The sequence below is a fragment of the Burkholderia sp. AU44665 genome (assembly GCF_030504405.1).
Classification (GTDB): Bacteria; Pseudomonadota; Gammaproteobacteria; order Burkholderiales; family Burkholderiaceae; genus Burkholderia; species Burkholderia semiarida.
Window position 1 is genome coordinate 158,496 of sequence record NZ_JAUJRI010000011.1, and the last position, 20,097, is coordinate 178,592.

The window sequence follows — 20,097 nt, forward strand, 5'->3', positions numbered from 1 at the left end:
AGTCGACGGATGAATTTTCGAATCAGATGTGCGGGCAAGGCGCTGCTCGTGGTGGTCGCCATCGGCGTGCTCGGATGGGTCGTCATGATGCTGTGGAACTGGGTGATGCCGGCGCTATTCGTCGGCGCCCGGACGATCGACTTCGCCCATGCGCTGGGCCTGCTCGTGTTGAGCCGCATCCTGTTCGGCGGATTCCGCGGACACCGCGGCTGGCACGGCCGGCGCCACTGGCGCAAGTGGGAAGCCATGACGCCCGAAGAACGCGAGCAATTCCGGGCCGCATGGCGGTCGCGTGGCAAGCGGCCTACGGGGGAGTGAACATGCGCGAGAAATCAACGGCCGACTGCAAGCAGAAGGCGGGCGTGATTGCGCCCGTCGTCGATCTGAAACGTTGTGAAGGCAAGGGCGATTGCGTCACCGTCTGCCCTGAAAACGTGTTCGAGGTCCGGCGCATCGATCAGGCCGATTATCTCGATCTTGGCCTGATGCATCGCTTGAAGCTGCGCGTGCACGGAATGAAAGTCGCGTACACGCCGAATGCGGACGCGTGCAGATCATGCGGGCTTTGTGTGACGGCGTGCCCTGAACGGGCGATCACGCTTGCCCGACGGGCATAGCATCGCTCGTGCTCGCCGACGATCGAACGGCAGCGCAGGGAGCCTGACGGCGGCCTGGCAGTCGATGGATACGCCGTCTACGTCATCAACTTCGTGAAGGAATGGACTTGGCTGCAACCACCAACGCTCTTTTGCAACGGCTTCATGAAGAAAGCCGGAGCGAAATCATCGCCCGCGCACGCGCGCAGTTCCAGGGGCCGAACGAGGCGTTTCCGACGCTCGTCGACGAATACGAAGCACTCGCGCCGAGGTTGCGAGGACGGTTTCTCGAAACGTTCGGCCTGTTCACCGAGGATTTCGAATCATCGGGAGGCAGTGCGCTATCGTTGGCTGTGTCGGCGGAAACGGGAAGGTTTTTGCGCAACATGGTGCTGTCGCAACGGCCGAGCAGAATCCTCGAGCTCGGCAGTTCCTGCGGCGTGTCGACGCTGTATTTCGCCGATGCGCTGCGCACGTTGGGCCGTGGCGTGGTCATTGCAACCGAATGCGATGCGCTCAAGTGTGCGCGTTTGCGGGCTCATGTCGAAGCTGCGGGCCTGGATGCCTATGTCGACGTGTGGGAGGGCGATGTATTCGAGACGGTTGCCGAGCTGGAAGGGGCCGTCGACATGGTGTTTATCGATGTATGGGCAGACGCGTACTTGACGCTGTTCAGACAGATCGAGCGCTTGCTGCGGCCCGGAACGGTCGTGCTGGCCGACAACATGTACACGGCCGAGGAAGCCGTTCGACCGTACAAGCACTACCTCGACGAGGATCCGCGGTTTTCGACCACGACGCTGGATTTTGAGTCGGGGGTGGAGTTTACGGTCGTTGTGGCTTGAGGGAAGGTTCTTGCGAAGCCGGGGCAGTATCGGCTTGTCTGGTCCCCCCGACAGGAATCGAACCTGTATCTAGCGCTTAGGAGGCGCTTGTTCTATCCATTGAACTACGGGGAGAGCCAAGTCCGGACAATCGCGCGAAAAACGCGAACCGGACGGCGGAGTGGACAGCGCGCAGAGTATAGCAAACGCGCGGCGCGTCGGCGGGGCGGAATGCACCCGCGACGCGCGTATCGCGTAATCACCCGCGATCGGAACGGGAAATCAGAAATCGACGACGACGAAATCTTCCTTGCCCACGTCGCACAGCGGGCAGCGCCAGTCGGCGGGAATGTCGGCGAAACGGGTGCCGGCCGCGATGCCTTCGTCGGGCAGCCCTTCTGCTTCGTTATAGACCCACCCGCAAATCAGGCAGACCCAGCTCTGGTATTCGGTTACTTCACTCATGTTGCGCTCGGGATAATGGAATTCGGCGATGCCGTCCGCAGCCCTCGCCAGCGGACGAAACGCGCCATGGTACCGGAATTTCGCCGAACGCCAGCGTAACGTCGTTTTAAACGTACGCATCGCGAACAACCGGCGCCATCGCGTCGGCCGGGCATGCGGTGTATGCTTCGTGGGCCTGTCAATCTGAAGGAGGAAACGATGCTCAATAGAAAGTGGATCGCGGGTGCAGTCTGTGTCGCGGCGATGGCCGTATCGACGCTCGCGCGCGCCGAAGCGCGTGTGTTCTTCGTCGAGCCGAAGGACGGCGCGACGGTGTCGAGCCCCGTGCACGTGAAGTTCGGTCTCGAAGGCATGGCGCTCAAGCCGGCCGGCGACATGACGCCGGATACCGGTCATCATCACCTGCTGATCGACGGCAAGCCGGTGCCGAAGGGCGACGTGATTCCGGCGACCGACCATTCGCTGCATTTCGGCAAGGCCCAGACCGAAACCGACGTAAAGCTGCCGCCCGGCCAGCACACGCTGACGCTGCAGCTCGGTGACGGCGCGCACCGTTCGTACGGTCCCGAAATGAGCTCGACGATCACGGTCAACGTGAAATAACCGCGCATCCCGCGCAGGCGGCCGCCGCGCTGCGCGCGGGATCTGCCGATCGGCCGGCCGCGGGGGCTTCCGGTCGGTATTTGCCCGTTCAAGCAGGCACGCAAACCGCGGCCGGCATGCGCACCGGAAACCGGCCGCAACCCGCTCACGGCACCGCGCCGACACGCTTCGAGCGCGCCCTGCGGCCCTCGTCCATCCAGCCGAGCCGATGCCGCCCTCCGCGCCCGGTACAATGGGCGCTTCCGATTTCTCTCTTCGCCGTTTCCCCATGTCGCTCTATTCCATTACCGGCGCGCAGCTCGCGTTCGGTCACGTCGCGTTGCTCGATCACGCGGATTTCTCGCTGGAAGCCGGCGAGCGGGTCGGCCTGATCGGCCGTAACGGCGCGGGCAAGTCGTCGCTGCTGAAGATCGTCGCCGGTCTTGCCAAGCCCGACGACGGGCTGATCACGCGCCAGCAGGAGCTCGTGACCGTCTACGTGCCGCAAGAGCCCGAGTTCGAGCCGGGCGCGACGGTGTTCGACGCGGTCGCGTCGGGGCTCGCGCATACGCGCGAACTGCTCGAAGAATACGATTCGATCGCGCACCGCCTCGCGGAGATACCGGAAGGCGCCGAGCACGATGCGCTGCTCGCGCGGATGAACGCGCTGCAGTCGTCGCTTGACGCGCACGACGCATGGAACTGGCGCACGCGCGTGTCGATGACGCTCGCGCAGATCGGCCTGCAGGACGGCGACGCCAGCGTCGACGCGCTGTCGGGCGGGATGCAGAAGCGTGTCGCGCTGGCGCGTGCGCTGGTGCTGCAGCCGGACGTGCTGCTGCTCGACGAACCGACCAACCACCTCGATTTCGACGGCATCCGCTGGCTCGAGGAGTTGCTCGTCGCGCAGCGCGCGGGCCTGCTGTTCATCACCCACGATCGCGCGTTTCTCGATCGCGTCGCGACGCGCATCGTCGAGCTCGATCGCGGCCGGCTGCTATCGTATCCGGGCAATTTCTCGGCATACCAGACGCGCAAGGCGCAGCAGCTCGAAGTCGAGCGCGTGGAAAACGAGAAGTTCGACAAGCTGCTCGCGCAGGAAGAAGTGTGGATCCGCAAGGGCGTCGAAGCGCGCCGTACGCGCAGCGTCGGGCGCATCGCGCGGCTCGTGCAGATGCGCAACGAACGCGCGGAGCGCCGCAATGCGCAGGGCAACGTGAAGCTCGACGTCGCGCAGGGCGAGAAGTCCGGCAAGATCGTCGCGGAGCTGACGGACGTGACGAAGCGCTACGGCGGCCGCACGGTGGTCGACCGCTTCTCGACGACGGTGATGCGCGGCGACAAGATAGGCTTCGTCGGCCCGAACGGCGCCGGCAAGACCACGTTGCTGAAGCTGATCCTCGGCGAGCTGAAGCCCGACGAAGGCACGGTGCGCACCGGCACGAACCTGCAGGTCGCGTATTTCGACCAGATGCGCGCGCAGCTCGACCAGGAGAAGAGCCTGGCCGATACGATCAGCCCCGGTAGCGAATGGGTCGAGATCGGCGGCGTGCGCAAGCACGTGATGAGCTATCTCGGCGATTTTTTGTTCGCGCCGGAACGCGCGCGTTCGCCGGTGAAGTCGCTGTCGGGCGGCGAGCGCAACCGGCTGCTGCTCGCGCGCCTGTTCGCGCGTCCGGCCAACGTACTGGTGCTCGACGAACCGACCAACGACCTCGACATCCCGACGCTCGAACTGCTCGAAGAGCTGCTGGCCGACTACGACGGCACGGTGCTGCTGGTCAGCCACGATCGCGCGTTCCTCGACAACGTCGTGACCTCGGTGATCGCGGCGGAGGGCGACGGCAAGTGGCGCGAATACGTCGGCGGCTTCACCGACTGGCAGATCCAGAGCGAGCGCTCGGAGCAGCTCGCGCAGCAGGAAGCGGCGAAGCGCGCGGTCAAGGAAGCGGCGCCCGCGAAGGACGAACCGGCGAAGAGCGCGGCCGGCCGCAACGCGCAGCGCACGGTGAAGCTGTCGTTCAACGAGCAGCGCGAACTCGATTCGCTGCCGGAGAAGATCGCCGCGCTCGAAGCGGAGCAGAAGACGATCAATGCGCAGCTCGAGGACGGCGCGATTTTCGCGAAGGATCCGCAGGAAGGCACGCGCCTGACCGAGCGGTTCGCGGCGATCGACGACGAATTGCTCGCCGCGCTCGAACGGTGGGAAACGCTCGAGGCGAAGCGCAAGCCGGCGTGACGCGCAAGGCGCGCGCCGATCCCGAGATTGGCGCGCCACGCGGAACCAGTAAAATACCGCGCGTCCAGGGTCGCGCCGCGCACGCCGCGCGCCCGCTTTCGGAGCAGTCCAAGCACACCGTTGTTTCGATTCGCTTTTTTACGGAACTCAACGTTTTGTCCACGACGTTATCCACACGAGGTGTGGACAACGTCCCGATGAATGACGAAATTCAGCGCCTATGTCAACGAAGAAACCCAGCGCGGCCTATAGCGAAGCATCGATCAAGGTGCTCAAGGGTCTCGAGCCGGTCAAGCAGCGGCCCGGCATGTACACCCGTACCGAGAATCCGCTGCACATCATCCAGGAAGTCATCGACAACGCGTCCGACGAGGCGCTTGGCGGCTACGGCAAGCAGATCACGGTCACGCTGCATGCGGACCAGTCGGTCTCGGTCGAGGACGACGGCCGCGGTATCCCGTTCGGCATGCATCCCGAAGAGGGCGTGCCGGTCGTCGAGATCGTGTTCACGCGCCTGCACGCGGGCGGCAAGTTCGACAAGGCCGCGGGCGGCGCCTATACGTTCTCGGGCGGCTTGCATGGCGTCGGCGTGTCGGTGACGAACGCCCTCGCGACGCGTCTGGACGTGACGGTCTGGCGCGACGGCAAGATCGCCGAGCTCGGCTTCGCCGACGGCGACGTCGTGAAGCCGCTCGCCACGCAGGCGGCGGGCCGCGGCGAGAAGAAATCCGGCACGCGCGTGCAGGTGTGGCCGAATCCGAAGTACTTCGATTCGCCGAACCTGCCGCTCGGCGAGCTGCAGCGCCTGCTGCGCTCGAAGGCCGTGCTGCTGCCGGGCGTCGAGGTCGTGCTCGTCAACGAAAAGACGGGCGAGCGCCAGACCTGGAAGTATGAAGACGGCCTGCGCGGCTACCTGCTCGACGAAATGAACGGCAGCGAGCTGCTGATCCCGCTGTTCGAAGGCGAGCGCTTCGCCGACTCGCGTTCGACCGACGAAACCTTCGCCGAGGGCGAGGGCGCGTCGTGGGTCGTCGCATGGAGCGAGGAAGGCTCGCTCGTGCGCGAGTCGTACGTGAACCTGATCCCGACGCCGGCCGGCGGCACGCACGAGTCGGGGCTGCGCGACGGCCTGTACCAGGCGGTGAAGAGCTTCGTCGAACTGCACAACCTGCAGCCGAAGGGCGTGAAGCTGCTCGCGGAAGACGTGTTCGCGCGCGTGTCGTTCGTGCTGTCGGCGAAGGTGCTCGATCCGCAGTTCCAGGGGCAGATCAAGGAGCGGCTGAACAGCCGCGACGCGGTGAAGCTCGTGTCGTCGTTCTCGCGTCCGGCACTCGAACTGTGGCTGAACCAGCACGTCGAGCACGGCAAGAAGCTCGCCGAACTCGTGATCAAGCAGGCGCAGGCGCGCACGCGCGCGGGCCAGAAGGTCGAGAAGCGCAAGAGCTCGGGCGTCGCGGTGCTGCCCGGCAAGCTGACCGATTGCGAGACCGAAGATATCGCGCGCAACGAACTGTTTCTCGTCGAGGGCGACTCGGCGGGCGGCTCCGCGAAAATGGGCCGCGACAAGGAATACCAGGCGATCCTGCCGCTGCGCGGCAAGGTGCTGAACACGTGGGAAACCGAGCGCGACCGCCTGTTCGCGAACAACGAGGTGCACGACATCTCGGTCGCGATCGGCGTCGATCCGCACAGCCCGGACGACACCGTCGACCTGTCGAACCTGCGCTACGGCAAGATCTGCATCCTGTCGGACGCGGACGTCGACGGCTCGCACATCCAGGTGCTGCTGCTCACGCTGTTCTTCAAGCATTTCCCGCAACTGATCGAGCGCGGCCACGTGTACGTCGCGCGCCCGCCGCTGTTTCGCGTCGATGCGCCCGCGCGCGGCAAGAAGCCCGCGCAGAAGCTCTATGCGCTCGACGACGGCGAGCTCGAAGCGATCCTCGACAAGCTGCGCAAGGACGGCGTGCGCGACACGCAGTGGAGCATCAGCCGCTTCAAGGGCCTCGGCGAAATGAGCGCCGAGCAACTGTGGGACACGACGATGAATCCCGACACGCGCCGCCTGATGCCGGTGAAGCTCGGCGAGCTCGACTACGAGGCGACCGTCGCGCGGATGACGATGCTGATGGGCAAGGGCGAGGCAGCCGCGCGGCGCGGCTGGCTCGAGGAAAAGGGCAACGAAGTCGAAGCGGACATTTAGTGCAGTGTTCGACGCCAATCGGCACTGATGCGCGGCGGCTTCGCGCCCGTGGCGGCGTCGCAAATCCTCGCGATGTGTCTGGCATCCGCTGCGGTTTGCTTCTTGCCACGAACGCGAATCCGCTGGCGCATCAGCACCGCTTGACATCGAACACTGCACCGCCGCTTCCGCGCGGCCGGGCATGACGCCCGGCCCGGCCTCACGCCACTTACGAATACGGAATTCAGATGGACGACAACACTTCCGATCTCTTCGCCAGCCCCGACGCGCCCGAGAGCGACGCGCTGACGCTCGGCAACTACGCGGAGCAGGCATATCTCAGCTACGCGGTCAGCGTCGTGAAAAGCCGCGCGCTGCCCGACGTGTGCGACGGCCAGAAGCCGGTGCAGCGCCGGATCCTGTTCGCGATGAACGAAATGGGCCTGGGGCCCGACGCGAAGCCGGTGAAGTCGGCGCGCGTGGTCGGCGACGTGCTCGGTAAATACCACCCGCATGGCGACCAGTCGGCGTACGACGCGCTCGTGCGGCTCGCGCAGGATTTCTCGCTGCGCTATCCGCTGATCGACGGGCAGGGCAACTTCGGCTCGCGCGACGGCGACGGCGCGGCGGCGATGCGTTACACCGAAGCGCGGCTCACGCCGATCTCGAAGCTGCTGCTCGACGAAATCGACCAGGGTACGGTCGACTTCATGCCGAACTACGACGGTTCGTTCGAGGAGCCGAAGACACTGCCGAGCCGCATGCCGTTCGTGCTGCTGAACGGCGCATCGGGCATCGCGGTCGGCCTCGCCACCGAAATCCCGTCGCACAACCTGCGCGAAGTCGCGGCTGCGGCGGTCGCGCTGATCCGCAATCCGAAGCTCACGCACGCCGAGCTGATGAACCTGATTCCCGGCCCGGACTTCCCCGGCGGCGGCCAGATCATCTCGAGCGACACCGAAATCTCGGCGGCGTACGAAACGGGCCGCGGCAGCCTGAAGGTGCGTGCGAAGTGGAAGATCGAGGATCTCGCGCGCGGCCAGTGGCAGCTCGTCGTGACCGAGCTGCCGCCGAACACGTCGGGCCAGAAGGTGCTCGAGGAAATCGAGGAGCTGACCAATCCGAAGCTCAAGCTCGGCAAGAAGACGCTGACGCCCGAGCAGCTGAACACGAAGAAGGCGATGCTCGACCTGCTCGATGCGGTGCGCGACGAGTCGGGCAAGGAAGCGGCCGTGCGGCTCGTGTTCGAGCCGAAGTCGCGCACGATCGACCAGACGGAATTCGTGAACACGCTGCTCGCGTACACGAGCCTCGAATCGAACGCGACGCTGAATCTCGTGATGATCGGCGCCGACGGCCGGCCGGGCCAGAAGGGCCTGCTGACGATCCTCGACGAATGGGTGAAGTTCCGCCAGCTGACGATGACGCGCCGTTGCCGCCATCGTCTCGCGAAGGTCGACGATCGCATCCACATCCTCGAAGGGCGGATGATCGTCTTCCTGAACATCGACGAGGTGATCCGCATCATCCGCGAGTCGGACGAACCGAAGGCCGCGCTGATGAGTGCGTTCGGCCTCAGCGAGCGGCAGGCCGAGGACATCCTCGAAATCCGGTTGCGCCAGCTCGCGCGGCTCGAGAAGATCAAGATCGAGAAGGAACTCGAAGCGCTGCGCGACGAGAAGGCGAAGCTCGAGGAGCTGCTGGCGAACGAAAGCGCGATGAAGCGGCTGATGATCAAGGAGATCGAGGCCGATGCGAAGCAGTACGGCGACGATCGCCGCACGCTGATCCAGCAGGAAAAGCGCGCGACGTTCGAGGCGAAGGTGGTCGACGAGCCGGTGACGGTGGTCGTGTCGCAGAAGGGCTGGGTGCGCGCGCTGAAGGGCCACGGGCTCGATCCGGCCGGCTTCACGTTCAAGGCGGGCGACCACCTGTACGCGGCGTTCCAGTGCCGCACGCCGGATCGCCTGATCGCGTGGGGCAGCAGCGGCCGCGTGTACTCGGTCGACGTGGCGGTGCTGCCGGGCGGGCGCGGCGACGGCGTGCCGGTCACGTCGCTGATCGAGCTCGAATCGGGCTCGCACCTGATGCACTACTACGCGGCGCCGGCCGACCAGCAACTGCTGCTCGCGTCGAGCAATGGCTTCGGCTTCCTCGCGAAGGTCGGCGACATGGTGAGCCGCGTGAAGGCCGGCAAGTCGTTCATGACGATCGATGCGGGTGCGGTGCCGCTCGCGCCGATGCCGGTGCTGCCGAACGCGACGCAGGTCGCGTGCCTGTCGAGCGGCGGGCGCCTGCTGGTGTTCGGGATGGACGAAATGAAGACGCTGTCCGGCGGCGGCCGCGGCGTGATCCTGATGGCGCTCGACGACAAGGAAACGCTCGTGCAGGCGCTGGCGATCGATCCGGCCGGCGTCGTGCTGATTGGCACGGGGCGCGGCGGCAAGGTGCAGGACGAGACGCTGTCGTACGCGGGGCTCGCGCCGCACATCGGAAAGCGCGCTCGCAAGGGCCGCGCGCCGGACACGAAGCTCAAGGTCGTCACCGAGCTGCGTCCGCTGCTCGGCTGACGCCGCGCGGTCGTCCGGTTCGTCCGGAACATCCGGTTCGGCCGCGGTCGCAGGCCGCACGTCCGCTTCGGCGGGCGTGCGGCTTTTTCTTTTGGGCGAGGGATTCGGGTAAGCAAGCGTGGCGCCGTCACGCGCAACTTGCAAAATAATGTGAAATCGCGCCGCGGGCCTGAACCGCGACGCGGCTGGCGGGTCGAACGTCGCTCGATGCCGCGTGCGACGCGGCCGTTCGCTGCACCCCACTCATCACAGGATCGTCCTCATGTCCCACGCCGTTGCCGTCGCGCTGTTTCTTCATCTGCTGGCCGTCGCCGTGTGGGTGGGCGGGATGGTCTTCGCACACTTCTGCCTGCGCCCGGCGCTGTCCGACCTGTCGCCGCAGCTGCGCTTGCCGCTGATCGAGGGCGTGTTCGGCCGGTTCTTCAACTGGGTTTCAGGGGCCGTGATCGTGATCCTGCTGTCCGGCGGCTTCCTGCTGATGAGCTTCGGCGGCGCGCATGCGACGTGGTCGCTGCATGCGATGGCGGGGCTCGGCGTCGTGATGATGCTGATCTTCGGGCACATCCGCTTCGCGCTGTTTCCGCGCATCCGCCGTGCGGTGCAGGCGCAAAACTGGCCGGACGGCGCGCGCGCGGTGAATGCGATGCGCCTGCTCGTCGTCGTGAACCTCGTGCTCGGCGTCGTCACGATCGGCGCGGCCGTGCTGTCGCGCGGTTTCTGACCGGCCGGCGTCAGGCCGCTGCTTTCAGCCGTGGGCCCGGCGCACGCGCCGCTACGCGGCCAGCATCGCATCGAGCAGCCATGAACCGGCCGGGCCGAGCGGCCGGTTGCGCGACCAGACCGCATCCACCCGCACGCGGCGCGGCCACCCGCGTGCACGCAGCTCGCACAGGCGGTCGCGTGCGAAGTGTTCGACCATCCAGCGCGGCAGTTCCGCCCAGCCGAACCCGAGTACCGCCATCTCCAGCAGCATCAGGTAGCTCGGCGCCAGCCAGTGCTGCGTGCCGACGACGATCCGGTCGTCGGTGCCGCGGCCTTCGGTCGTCACGTAGGTATTGAGGCGCAGTTCGCGCACGTCGCGCAGCGCCGCATGCGGCACTTCGGCGTCGCCGTATTCGACGAGCGCATGCGTGCGGCCGACGAACAGCCCGATCTCCGATTCCTCCGCCACCGTCGCCGCGCCGATATCGGCCGGGTAGGCCGCGCGCGCGGCCATCAGCCCGAGTTGCGCGCGGCCTTGCTGGATCAGGTCGAGCACGTCGTCGTGCTCGGCGATCTGGCATTCGAGTTCGAGCGCCGGAAAGCGCCGTTCGAGCGCCATCAACGTTTCCTCGTAGCGCTTCGACTGGTACGTATCGGACACGACGAGCGTGAGCCGCGCTTCCTCGCCGCGCGCGAGCCGGGCGGCCGTGCGATCGATCGCCGCGCTGGCCTCGAGCGCGCGCTGCACCTGCGGCAGCAGCGCGCGACCGGCCTCGGTCAGCGTCGGCGCGCGCGTCGAGCGATCGAACAACTGCACGCCGAGATCGATTTCGAGATTCGCGATCGCTTCCGACACGGTCGACTGACGCTTGCCGAGCTTGCGGGCGGCGGCCGTAAACGAGCCGAGCAGCGCCGCTTCGACGAAGGCGAGCAGGGCTTCGGGGGCGTGGTGCATGCGGTGCTCCGGGCAGCGTTATATCGGTAAAACCGATGATACCAAACTGGATTGGCACGGTATCGCCGATCAGAATGGCCGGCATGGATCAGCTAATGCATGGGAGTGCATCATGAAACAGATCAACAAAACGGTGACGGAGCGCCTGCTGCACGCGCTGACGTTCGAACTGGTGGCGATCGCGCTGTGCGCGCCGATCGGCGCGTGGCTGCTCGACATGCCGGTGTCGCACGTCGGCGTGCTGACGGTGATGGTGTCGCTGATCGCGATGGCGTGGAACATGACCTTCAACGCGCTGTTCGACCGCTTCGAGCGGCGCGCCGGGTTGTCGCGCACGCTCGGCATGCGGATCGCGCACGCGGTGACGTTCGAGCTCGGCCTCGTCGCGATGGTGGTGCCGGTTGCCGCGTGGTGGCTGAACGTGAGCCTCGTCGAGGCGCTGCTGCTCGACCTCGGCATCGTGCTGTTCTTCCTGCCCTACACGTTCTGCTTCAACCTCGCGTACGACGCGCTGCGCGCCCGCTGGATGGCACGCCGGGTCGCCGTGCAGGCCGGTTGAGGCGGCAACGCGGGCCGCGCCGGGCAGGGCGACGGCCGCCGTCCGTCAGTGCGCGGCCCACAGCCACACGCTGCATGCGACGGCGACCGCGCCGTACACGGCATAGACGGGCACCTTGAAGCGCGTGAAGCACAGCGTCGCGAAAGCGCCCGTCAGCCAGTAAACGGGGTCGGCCGGCTCGCGATGCAGGATCTTCACGACGGCGACGACGAGAAAGCCCGTCGTCGCCGCGCGCAGCAGGCGCATCCCGTGCTCGAAGCGCGAATGGCGCTTGAGCCGGAGCAGGTGGTTCTGCGCAAATACGACGAGGCATCCCGACGGAATGAACAGCGCGGCCGTGGCGAGCAGCGCACCGATCCAGCCGTCGGTCAGGTAGCCGAGAAACGGCACGACGTTCAGCAGCGGCCCCGGCGCGACCGGCGACAGCGCGAAGGCCAGCGTGAAGTCGTGATCGGAGATGCCCGTCGCCGGCGACACGAACAGCGTCTTGAGCACCGGCAGCGCGGAGAAGCCGCCGCCGAACAGCGTCATGCCGGCGCCCGCGAGGCGCGGCCACAGCAGGTCCGCCTGGTAATCGCCCGGCAGCGGCACCGCGAACAGCATGACGAGCACGCCGAGCAGCACGAGCAGGCCGCGGTCGCGTTTCGACAACGTGAAATCGACCGCGTCGCGTTGCGACGGGCCCGTCAGCCAGCCTGCTGCAAACGCGGCGAACAGAATCCCGACGAAAGCGGCCGGACTATGCGCGAAAGCGAGCAGAATCGTCGATAGCGCGGCGATCGTCTGTTCGAGCCGCGTGCGCGCGAGCGCACGCACCTGCTTGACCCACGTGACGCCGATCAGCGCGGCGAGCACCATCCCGAAGTGATTGATCAGCATCGGCGCGGCGAGCGAGCGCACGAGCGGCGTCTGATAGAAGATCGCGAACAGCGTCATCAGGATCGAGAACGGCAGCACGCTCGCGATGCCGGCGACCCATGCGCCGGCGCGGCCGTGCAGCGTCTGGCCGACCTGCACGGCGACGTTGCAGCCGACGGGCCCCGGTACGAGCCATGCGAGCGCGACGAGATCGCCGAAGACGTGCGGCTCGATGCGCTGCAGCCGCTCCACGTAGTGGCGTTCGAGTTGCGCCATCATCGAAAGCCCGCCCCACGAGACGGCCGAAATGCCGGCGACGACCTTGAACAAGGCCCATAGGGATGCGGGTGCCTCTTCGACACGCGCGGTCGCTTCGACTTCGACGGTTGTCATGATTGTGTGGTTGGCGCAGGGCCGGATCTTTCGCGTAGGGCCGTGCCGGCGGCCCGCCGACACGTCGGCCCTCCCGATTGTCCGCCGCGCATCGTGACACTACCATGCGCGAAAACGCTAGTTAATGAACTAAACGATCGGATCGGAAAACGTAACAATTGCGGCGGCGCGCAACCCGCGTCGCGGCGGCAGCGGTGTGGTGTTCAGCTGCCCGTGCTGCCGGTCGCGCGTTGCGCGACGACGTTCAGGCGCTCGCCGCGCACGCCGAAGCGTGCGATCAGCGCGGGAATCGCGTCGGCCGGCACCGGGCGCGAGAACAGGAAGCCCTGCGCCTCGATTTCGCCGAGCGCGGACAGCCACGTGATCTGCTCCTCGGTCTCCGTGCCCTCGACGACGACGGTCAGCCCGAGCGAGCGCGCGAGATGCACGATCGACGACACCATCACGCACACGCTGCGATCGTTCGGAATCGCCTGCACGAACGAGCGGTCGACCTTCAGCGTGTCGACGGAGAAGCGGTGCAGGTACGACAGCGACGAATAGCCGGTGCCGAAATCGTCGAGCGCGATCCGGATGCCGAGCTTCTTCAGCGCGACGATCTTCTCGGACACGAGTTCCGGATATTCCATCATCGCGGTTTCGGTGATCTCGATCTCGAGCCGGTTCGCGTCGATGCCGGTGTCGTGCAGCGCCTGCGAGATCGTCTCGATCAGGTCGCCGCGCCAGAACTGCACGGGCGAGATGTTGACCGCGAGCGTCAGTGTGTCATGGCCTTCGTCGCGCCAGCGCGCGATCTGCTCGCACGCGGTGCGGATCACGAAGTCGCCGATCGGCACGATCAGGCCGGTCGATTCGGCGATCGAAATGAATTCGTTCGCGGAGATCACGCCGTGCTCGGGATGGTCCCAGCGCGCGAGCGCCTCGAAGCCGGTGATCGTGCGGTGCGTGAGGTCGATCTTCGGCTGGTACGCGAGGAACAGCTGTCCCTCGGCGAGCGCGACGCGCAATTGCTGTTCCCAGCGCATCAGGTGGTCGGCGCGATGCGACAGGTGCGGCGCATAGAACTGGTAGCAGTTCTTGCCGGCGTCCTTCGCGCTGTACATCGCGAGGTCGGCCTTTTTCAGCAGGTCGATCTCGCTTTCGTTCGCGACGGTGTGCAGCGCGATGCCGATGCTCGCATGCAGCACGAACGAGCTGCCGCGTACGTCGAACGGCTCGCTGAACATCCGGATGATCGCTTCCGCGAGCCGCACCGCGCGCCGCTCGACGTCGTCGCCCTTCATCACGACGACGAACTCGTCGCCGCCGATGCGCGCGAGCGAGCCTTCGTCGCCGACCGCATTGGCCAGGCGCGACGCGGTCATCTGCAGCACGATGTCGCCGGCGTTGTGGCCGAGCGTGTCGTTGACGGTCTTGAAGTTGTCGAGATCGATGAACAGCAGGCCGAGCCGCGACAGGCTCGCGGGCATCGACACGTCGTTGCGCAGCCCGCGCAGCGTCGCATAGCGGTTCGCGAGGCCGGTGAGCAGGTCGTATTCGGCAAGCTGGGTCATTTCGCGCTCGCGGCCGAGCAGCTTGCCGATCAGGCCGGTCGCGACGCCGAAGAACGCGAGCATCGCGAGCGTGATGAAGCTCGTCATCAGCAGGTAAACGTTGCGCGTGTGGGTGTAGTCCGCGAACTCTTCCGTCTGCGACAGCCCGACCATCACCGCGAGCGGGTAGCCGTCGAGGTGGCGGTACGACACGATGCGCGTCACGCCGTCGATCGGATCGATGATCGTGCCGGTCACGCGCTCCGCGATCGGGTAGACGCCCGACGCGGAGAACGCGCCCGGCGCGTTGTTCACCGAGCCCGTGCGCCGCGCGAGCACTGCGCCCGTGTCGGACACGACCGCGATCACGCCTTCCTTGCCGATGGCCGCGTTGTTGTAGAAATCGTTCGTGAAGTAGCTCGGGTCTTCCGATACGACGACGATGCCGGCGAAGCTGCCGTCCGGATTGTTCAGGCGCCGCGTCATCTGCAGCGTCCAGTGGCTCGACACGCGGCCGAGCACGGGCTTGCTGATGAAGAGGCGATCGTCGTTGTGCGCGAGGTGGACCTTGAAGTGCTCGCGGTCGGACAGGTTGATCGGCTGCGGATGGAGTTCGGCGGTGTTCGCGAACAGGATGCCTTTCGCGTTGACGAGCGACACCTGGATCAGCGTATCGCTCGGCACGACGCCTTTCTCGACGGCGCTCGCGAGATTGAAGCGCGCCGGCGATTTCTCGAATTCGAACTTGACGAAGCGGGTGATCTGGTCGACCTGGTGGATCGCCTTGACCGTATGCTGCTCGAGCGCGGACGACAGGATCGCCGCGGAAGCCGCCGCTTCCTTGTACGCACTGTCCTTTTCAACGGACAGGCGCGCGATGATCACGGCCCACAGCAGCGCAAGCGCCAGCATCCCGAGCAGCGGGATGGCAAACAGCGCACGCCGGCGCGACTTGCGCGGCGCGCGCAGCGGCCGGTTCGGCGGCGTGTGATTGGACCGGGCGGAGCTCATCGAAGAGGGTGGCGTCCTGCTCGCGTGCGCCATCCGTCTGGATGGCCGGCTATGGTTCGGATTGTCCCGACGTCTGTTCGTTCGCGGGACGCGCAACCATGGACAGACCTCCGAAACAACGGATTAGGCCCGATATTACTGGTTGGAACGTTTTTGCGATAGTTGGGCAAAGCGCGGGGCGCCGGACGCGCCCGTACCATCGCACATCGCGAAATGTCAGTGGGGTGAACGGAACGTGCCGTCGACGACCGTGACGACTTGGCCGCCGATCCAGGTCGTGCCGTCTTCGTCGTACCGGACGAAGACGCGGCCGTCGCGGCCGATCGCCGTGCCCTGGCGGGCCGTATACGACGGGCCGGGGCGGCGTTCCTGCCGCGTCAGCAGCCCGGCCAGCGCGGCGTTCGCGCTCCCGGTGACGGGATCCTCGCCGGGCGTGCCGAACGTGCCGCCCGTCATCAGGCAGCGGATCTCGAACGTCGCGGGGCCGCCTTCGGCGTGCGGTGCATAGGCGGCGAGGCCATCCACGCCGTAGCGGCGGGTCAGTGCCGCCAGTGCGGCCGGGTCGGGCGACAGGCCGATGCACGCGTCGGCCGACTTCAGCCGCACGACCAGCCACGGCGCGCCGTTGTCGACCGCGCACGGCTCGGCATCGAGGTCGAGCGCGTCGCTGCGCAGCGCGGCGGCCAGTGCCGCGTAGTCCGAACGGTCGAGCGGCGTGACGCGCGCCGGCGGCGCGGCGAACGCCCAGCCGCCGGCCTGCTCGCGCAGCGCGACCCGGCCGACCCCGCACTGCTGGATCAGCCGGCCCGGCGTGCGCGGCCGCGCGCCGCTTTCGAGGAACGCGTGCGCGGTGCCGAGCGTCGGGTGGCCGGCGAACGGCAGTTCGCCGCCCGTCGTGAAGATCCGCACGCGATAGTCGGCTTGCGGATCGGTCGGCGTGCAGAGGAACGTCGTTTCCGACAGGTTCGTCCAGCGGGCGATCTCGAGCATGGTGTCGTCGCCGAGCGAATCGGCGTCGAACACCACGGCGAGCGGATTGCCCTTGAACGGCGCCGACGTGAACACGTCGACCTGCTTGAAGCGAACCAGACGGCCGGCCATCGCGACGCGCGCGTTACGCGACTTCGGCGATCAGTTCGATCTCGACGCACGCGCCGAGCGGGATCTGCGCGACGCCGAACGCCGAGCGCGCATGCTTGCCCGCGTCGCCGAACACTTCGGCGATCAGCTCCGATGCGCCGTTCGTCACGACGTGCTGTTCGGTGAAGTCGAGCGTCGAGTTGACGAGGCTCATCAGCTTGACGATGCGCGTGACCTTGTTCAGGTCGCCGGTGTGCGCGTGCAGCGTCGCGAGCAGGTCGATCGCGATCGAGCGGGCGGCCGCCTTGCCGTCTTCCGTTTGCAGATCCGCGCCGAGCTTGCCGGCCCAGACCTTGCCGTCCTTCTTCGCGATGTGGCCCGACAGGTACACCGTGTTGCCGCTTTGCGCGCTCATCACGTAGGCGGCGGCCGGCGCGCCGGCGGTCGGGAGCTCGATGCCGAGCGACTTCAGTTTGTCGTAGACGTTAGCCATGCGTTCGATTCCTCGTAGAGAGTCGTGACAGGGAAAAAGGGGGATCAGAGGCGCTCGCGCAGCAGCTTGCCGAGACGCGCGACGCCTTCCTCGATCTTCTCGGGCGGCACCGTCACGAACGACAGGCGCAGCGTGTTCTGCTGCGCGTTCTCCGCGAAGAACGGCGCGCCCGGCACGAAGGCGACGTGGTTGTCGACGGCCGCGGCGAGCAGCTTCATGCTGTCGATCTGCGCGGGCAGGTTCACCCAGATGAACATCCCGCCTTCCGGGCGGTTCCACGTGACGCCTTCCGGCATGTGGCGCGCGAGCGCGCCGAGCATCGCGTCGCACTGCGCGCTGTACAGCTCGCGGATCGTCGGGATGTGCTCGTCGAGGAAGCCGTCCTTGATCACTTCGTGCGCGATGCGCTGCGTGAGCGTCGGCGTGTGCAGGTCGGTGGCCTGCTTGGCCTGCACGAGCTTGAAGTGGAGTTCCTCGGGCGCGATGATGTAGCCGATCCGCAGGCCCGGCGCGAGCACCTTCGAGAACGTGCCGAGGTGCACGACGTGGTCGGGCGCCATCGACAGCATCGTCGGCAGCGGCTCGCCCTGGTAGTTCAGCGCGCCGTACGGATCGTCCTCCAGCACCGGGAACGGGCTCGACTGCGCGAACGCGGCGAGCGCGCGGCGGCGCTCGACGGGCAGGCGGCGGCCGGTCGGGTTCTGGAAGTTCGGCTGCGCGTACAGCAGGCGCGCGCCTTGCGTGAGTTCGGGGGTAAGACCTGCCGGCAGCAGGCCCTGCTCGTCGGTGGGCACCTGCACGTAGCGCGGCTCGTACAGCGAGAACGACTGCAGCGCGCCGAGGTAGGTCGGGGTTTCGACGAGGACCGGGCTGCCCGGATCGACGAGCGCCTTGCCGAGCAGGTCGAGCGCCTGCTGCGAACCGGTCGTGATCAGCACCTGCGACACGCGCACGCTGTAGCGCTCGGCGATCCACTCGCGCAGCGGCAGGTAGCCTTCGGTCGCGCTGTACTGGAGTGCCGCGGCCGGCGCGTCGCGCAGCACGCGGTCGGCGGCGGCGCGCATGCGTTCCGCCGGGAACGTCGCGGGAGCGGGCAGGCCGCCGGCGAACGAGATGACCTCGGGGCGTTCCGTGACCTTCAGGATCTCGCGGATCGCAGAGCTCGTCAGCTTGCGGGCGCGTTCGGAAAGCTGCCAGTGCGGCGGATGCAGGTCGCTCGGATTCATAGTCTCCTCGTTCGGATATCGTGGTCAGTCAAGAAAGGTCGTTCGGGCGGATCGCTTCGACGCCGCCGGGTGGGCGAGCGCGAGCACGATGAAGCCTTCGCGGCTGGGTAGGCAATACCGATCAGGCAAAGCGTCCATTATGGCGCACCTCATCAGCCGGCGCGAGCGGGGCGCGGTGCCGTGGCCACCGCCGAGCGGCGCCCGAGCACCACGGTCGCGATCACGGCCGCCGCGAACAGCCACGTGGACGGCGTGACCGTTTCGCCGAACAGCAGCGCGGAAAAGGCGATCGTGAAGAAAATCTGCAGCAGCTGCACCTGGCCGACGCGCGCGGTGCCGCCCATCGCGAGCCCCGCGTACCACGCGAAAAAGCCGATGAATTGCGAAAAGAGGGTCACGTACCCGAACGCGAGCCACGTGCGCAGGGCGAGCGGGCCCGGATGCGCGGCGTGCTGCGTCCACGCGAGCCAGCCGACCGGCAGCACGAGGAACGGCGCCGACACGACGAGCGCCCAGCAGATCACCTGCCAGCCGCCGATCTGGCGCGCGAGGCGCGCGCCTTCCGCATAGCCGAGCGCGCCGATGCCGACCGCGACGAGCATCAGCGCGTCGCCGGCCTGCACGGTGCCGCCGCCGTCGCGCAGCGCGAACGCGATCACGAGCGCGCTGCCGGCCACCGCGCTGGCCCAGAACGCCTTCGACGGCCGTTCGTGCGACAACCACGCCGCGTACAGCGCGACGAACAACGGTTGCAACCCGTTGACCACCGCGCCGTGCGAGGCCGGCACCGATTTCATCGCCCAGGCGGAGAACACCGGATACGCGATGATCACGCCGGCCGACGTGATCGCGAGGCTCTTCAGTTGCGCGCGGGTCGGCAGCGGCTCGCGGCGCCACCACAGCAGCAGGCCGGCCGGCACGGCGGCGGCGAGCGCGCGGCCGAGGCCGTTGAGCAGCGGATTGAGTTCGGATACGACGATCCGCGTCATCGGCAGCGTCAGGCTGAAGATCATCACGCCGATGAGGCCGAGCAGCATGCCGCGGGTTTCGCGCGAATTCATTCGTGGGTGTCTCCGTCTTGCTGGGTGTGTGTAATGGAACGGGCGTCAGCGAGCTCAGCGCAGCGTGCGCGTGCCCTGCGGCGTGTCGAATTCGGCGACGAGCGCGGGCGGGCCGTCGGTGGATTCGACGTCGAGCAGGTGCGCGGCGCCGAGCCAGTCGAGTTGCTCGCGGACCGTATCCGCACGCGGATGGGCGCCCTTGAGCGCCTTCAGCGCGACGCCGTCGTTCGGCAGCGAGTCGGCCGGATGGCGCGGGCTGTCCCACTGGATCAGCGACGGCACGAGGCCGTCGCCCGCCCCTTGCCATGCGGGGAAGCTGCCGTCGTCGGGCACCGTGAGGCCCCAGCTCAGGTCGCCGCGCCGCATCGCGACGACGGGCGCGATGCGGGCCGGGTACTGGCGCTGCCACAGCGCAAGCTGGCGCGGGCGGTCGACGCGGGCGACCCAGTGCGCGAGAAACGGGCCCTGCGCGAGCCGAGCCTGAATCGCCGGATCGTCGAGCCCGAACAGCCGCGCGCGCGGCGGCTTCGCATCGTCGCCCGGCGCGGGCGCATCGGGGTCGATCGCGATCACTTCGAGGTAGAGCCCGCCCCACGCGCCGAACAGCGCATTGTGGGTCCGCATCAGCGGGTGGCGGCCGCCGCCGGCCGGTTCGATGCCGAGCGCGTCGGCGACATGGCGCACGCCTGCGTCGAGGGTGCGCGCGGCAATCACGAGATGGTCGAGTGTCAGGGAGCGGGCTGGCATGAGCGTCGGTCGGGAAGCGAAA

At 67.2% G+C, this 20,097-nt stretch carries 18 protein-coding genes and 1 tRNA gene; 9 read left to right on the top strand and 10 right to left on the bottom strand.

Translation table 11 applies throughout. The annotated features are described in order from the left end of the window. Positions 1 to 9 precede the first annotated feature (9 nt). From QZM15_RS22390 to QZM15_RS22400, 3 genes are all read left to right on the top strand, one after another. Entirely contained in the window at positions 10 to 318 is a 309-nt protein-coding gene (locus QZM15_RS22390) for a hypothetical protein (protein ID WP_060311957.1), read from the top strand. 2 nt (positions 319 to 320) lie between these two features. After that, positions 321 to 617: a 4Fe-4S dicluster domain-containing protein gene (locus tag QZM15_RS22395; RefSeq protein WP_059646395.1), complete on the top strand. Its 297-nt coding sequence runs from the start codon at positions 321 to 323 to the stop codon at positions 615 to 617. Between the two features lie 107 nt (positions 618 to 724). Next, positions 725 to 1,441, top strand: a complete 717-nt coding sequence (locus QZM15_RS22400; protein WP_302107258.1) for an O-methyltransferase — start codon at positions 725 to 727, stop codon at positions 1,439 to 1,441. 39 nt (positions 1,442 to 1,480) lie between these two features. On the opposite strand, the gene QZM15_RS22405 is transcribed toward QZM15_RS22400, so the two are convergent. Together QZM15_RS22405 and QZM15_RS22410 are read right to left on the bottom strand one after the other, a co-directional pair. Further along, a tRNA-Arg gene (locus QZM15_RS22405) sits at positions 1,481 to 1,555 on the bottom strand. 147 nt (positions 1,556 to 1,702) lie between these two features. Beyond that, positions 1,703 to 1,885, bottom strand: a complete 183-nt coding sequence (locus QZM15_RS22410) for a rubredoxin (protein WP_034190709.1) — start codon at positions 1,883 to 1,885, stop codon at positions 1,703 to 1,705. A 198-nt stretch (positions 1,886 to 2,083) separates the two neighbouring features. Here QZM15_RS22410 and QZM15_RS22415 point away from each other — a divergent pair, with 198 nt between their 5' ends. The 5 genes from QZM15_RS22415 to QZM15_RS22435 all read left to right on the top strand — a co-directional run bounded on the left by QZM15_RS22415 (position 2,084) and on the right by QZM15_RS22435 (position 10,179). Further along, positions 2,084 to 2,488: a DUF4399 domain-containing protein gene (locus tag QZM15_RS22415; RefSeq protein ID WP_124659341.1), complete on the top strand. Its 405-nt coding sequence runs from the start codon at positions 2,084 to 2,086 to the stop codon at positions 2,486 to 2,488. A gap of 232 nt (positions 2,489 to 2,720) precedes the next feature. Next, on the top strand, positions 2,721 to 4,706 hold the full coding sequence (locus QZM15_RS22420) for an ATP-binding cassette domain-containing protein (RefSeq protein WP_179231736.1): 1,986 nt from the start codon (positions 2,721 to 2,723) through the stop codon (positions 4,704 to 4,706). Positions 4,707 to 4,926: 220 nt separating this feature from the next. Further along, the gene (parE, locus tag QZM15_RS22425) at positions 4,927 to 6,909 is read left to right on the top strand and encodes a DNA topoisomerase IV subunit B (RefSeq protein WP_059583758.1); all 1,983 of its coding nucleotides are present in this window, start codon (positions 4,927 to 4,929) and stop codon (positions 6,907 to 6,909) included. A 227-nt stretch (positions 6,910 to 7,136) separates the two neighbouring features. Then, the gene (parC, locus tag QZM15_RS22430) at positions 7,137 to 9,458 is read left to right on the top strand and encodes a DNA topoisomerase IV subunit A (RefSeq protein WP_124861306.1); all 2,322 of its coding nucleotides are present in this window, start codon (positions 7,137 to 7,139) and stop codon (positions 9,456 to 9,458) included. A 262-nt stretch (positions 9,459 to 9,720) separates the two neighbouring features. Continuing rightward, positions 9,721 to 10,179, top strand: coding sequence for a CopD family protein (locus tag QZM15_RS22435; protein ID WP_059583755.1), 459 nt, complete (start codon positions 9,721 to 9,723; stop codon positions 10,177 to 10,179). Between the two features lie 51 nt (positions 10,180 to 10,230). Here QZM15_RS22435 and QZM15_RS22440 read toward each other — a convergent pair whose 3' ends face one another. Further along, positions 10,231 to 11,115, bottom strand: coding sequence for a LysR family transcriptional regulator (locus QZM15_RS22440; RefSeq protein ID WP_226222543.1), 885 nt, complete (start codon positions 11,113 to 11,115; stop codon positions 10,231 to 10,233). A gap of 112 nt (positions 11,116 to 11,227) precedes the next feature. Here QZM15_RS22440 and QZM15_RS22445 point away from each other — a divergent pair, with 112 nt between their 5' ends. Next, positions 11,228 to 11,674 carry a multidrug/biocide efflux PACE transporter gene (locus tag QZM15_RS22445; RefSeq protein WP_059583771.1) on the top strand — a complete coding sequence of 149 codons (447 nt, stop codon included), beginning with the start codon at positions 11,228 to 11,230 and terminating at the stop codon, positions 11,672 to 11,674. A gap of 45 nt (positions 11,675 to 11,719) precedes the next feature. Here the strand turns inward: QZM15_RS22445 and QZM15_RS22450 are convergent, their stop codons facing one another. The 7 genes from QZM15_RS22450 to QZM15_RS22480 form a co-directional block, all read right to left on the bottom strand. Next, complete coding sequence (locus QZM15_RS22450) at positions 11,720 to 12,925, bottom strand: chromate transporter (protein WP_302107259.1); 1,206 nt, start codon at positions 12,923 to 12,925, stop codon at positions 11,720 to 11,722. Between the two features lie 203 nt (positions 12,926 to 13,128). Beyond that, the gene (locus QZM15_RS22455; protein ID WP_302107260.1) at positions 13,129 to 15,468 is read right to left on the bottom strand and encodes an EAL domain-containing protein; all 2,340 of its coding nucleotides are present in this window, start codon (positions 15,466 to 15,468) and stop codon (positions 13,129 to 13,131) included. A gap of 216 nt (positions 15,469 to 15,684) precedes the next feature. Then, positions 15,685 to 16,569, bottom strand: a complete 885-nt coding sequence (locus tag QZM15_RS22460; RefSeq protein WP_302107261.1) for a PhzF family phenazine biosynthesis protein — start codon at positions 16,567 to 16,569, stop codon at positions 15,685 to 15,687. Between the two features lie 13 nt (positions 16,570 to 16,582). Then, entirely contained in the window at positions 16,583 to 17,041 is a 459-nt protein-coding gene (locus QZM15_RS22465; RefSeq protein WP_006478174.1) for a RidA family protein, read from the bottom strand. 44 nt (positions 17,042 to 17,085) lie between these two features. Further along, the gene (locus tag QZM15_RS22470) at positions 17,086 to 18,267 is read right to left on the bottom strand and encodes a PLP-dependent aminotransferase family protein (protein WP_302107262.1); all 1,182 of its coding nucleotides are present in this window, start codon (positions 18,265 to 18,267) and stop codon (positions 17,086 to 17,088) included. Between the two features lie 152 nt (positions 18,268 to 18,419). Further along, positions 18,420 to 19,328 (bottom strand): DMT family transporter, encoded by a 909-nt coding sequence (locus QZM15_RS22475; RefSeq protein WP_059646429.1) that lies wholly within the window; start codon positions 19,326 to 19,328, stop codon positions 18,420 to 18,422. Positions 19,329 to 19,382: 54 nt separating this feature from the next. Continuing rightward, positions 19,383 to 20,075, bottom strand: coding sequence for a VOC family protein (locus QZM15_RS22480; RefSeq protein WP_302107263.1), 693 nt, complete (start codon positions 20,073 to 20,075; stop codon positions 19,383 to 19,385). Between the last annotated feature and the right edge of the window lie 22 nt (positions 20,076 to 20,097).

Bases quoted from the DNA above. Each gene is read 5' to 3' on its own strand.
- QZM15_RS22440 (WP_226222543.1), bottom strand. From the start codon at position 11,115: ATGCACCACGCCCCCGAAGCCCTGCTCGCCTTCGTCGAAGCGGCGCTG.
- QZM15_RS22395 (WP_059646395.1), top strand. From the start codon at position 321: ATGCGCGAGAAATCAACGGCCGACTGCAAGCAGAAGGCGGGCGTGATT.
- QZM15_RS22470 (WP_302107262.1), bottom strand. From the start codon at position 18,267: ATGAATCCGAGCGACCTGCATCCGCCGCACTGGCAGCTTTCCGAACGC.
- parE (WP_059583758.1), top strand. From the start codon at position 4,927: ATGTCAACGAAGAAACCCAGCGCGGCCTATAGCGAAGCATCGATCAAG.
- QZM15_RS22390 (WP_060311957.1), top strand. From the start codon at position 10: ATGAATTTTCGAATCAGATGTGCGGGCAAGGCGCTGCTCGTGGTGGTC.
- QZM15_RS22465 (WP_006478174.1), bottom strand. From the start codon at position 17,041: ATGGCTAACGTCTACGACAAACTGAAGTCGCTCGGCATCGAGCTCCCG.
- QZM15_RS22445 (WP_059583771.1), top strand. From the start codon at position 11,228: ATGAAACAGATCAACAAAACGGTGACGGAGCGCCTGCTGCACGCGCTG.
- QZM15_RS22410 (WP_034190709.1), bottom strand. From the start codon at position 1,885: ATGAGTGAAGTAACCGAATACCAGAGCTGGGTCTGCCTGATTTGCGGG.
- QZM15_RS22455 (WP_302107260.1), bottom strand. From the start codon at position 15,468: ATGAGCTCCGCCCGGTCCAATCACACGCCGCCGAACCGGCCGCTGCGC.
- QZM15_RS22420 (WP_179231736.1), top strand. From the start codon at position 2,721: ATGGGCGCTTCCGATTTCTCTCTTCGCCGTTTCCCCATGTCGCTCTAT.
- parC (WP_124861306.1), top strand. From the start codon at position 7,137: ATGGACGACAACACTTCCGATCTCTTCGCCAGCCCCGACGCGCCCGAG.
- QZM15_RS22475 (WP_059646429.1), bottom strand. From the start codon at position 19,328: ATGAATTCGCGCGAAACCCGCGGCATGCTGCTCGGCCTCATCGGCGTG.
- QZM15_RS22460 (WP_302107261.1), bottom strand. From the start codon at position 16,569: ATGGCCGGCCGTCTGGTTCGCTTCAAGCAGGTCGACGTGTTCACGTCG.
- QZM15_RS22435 (WP_059583755.1), top strand. From the start codon at position 9,721: ATGTCCCACGCCGTTGCCGTCGCGCTGTTTCTTCATCTGCTGGCCGTC.
- QZM15_RS22480 (WP_302107263.1), bottom strand. From the start codon at position 20,075: ATGCCAGCCCGCTCCCTGACACTCGACCATCTCGTGATTGCCGCGCGC.
- QZM15_RS22415 (WP_124659341.1), top strand. From the start codon at position 2,084: ATGCTCAATAGAAAGTGGATCGCGGGTGCAGTCTGTGTCGCGGCGATG.
- QZM15_RS22450 (WP_302107259.1), bottom strand. From the start codon at position 12,925: ATGACAACCGTCGAAGTCGAAGCGACCGCGCGTGTCGAAGAGGCACCC.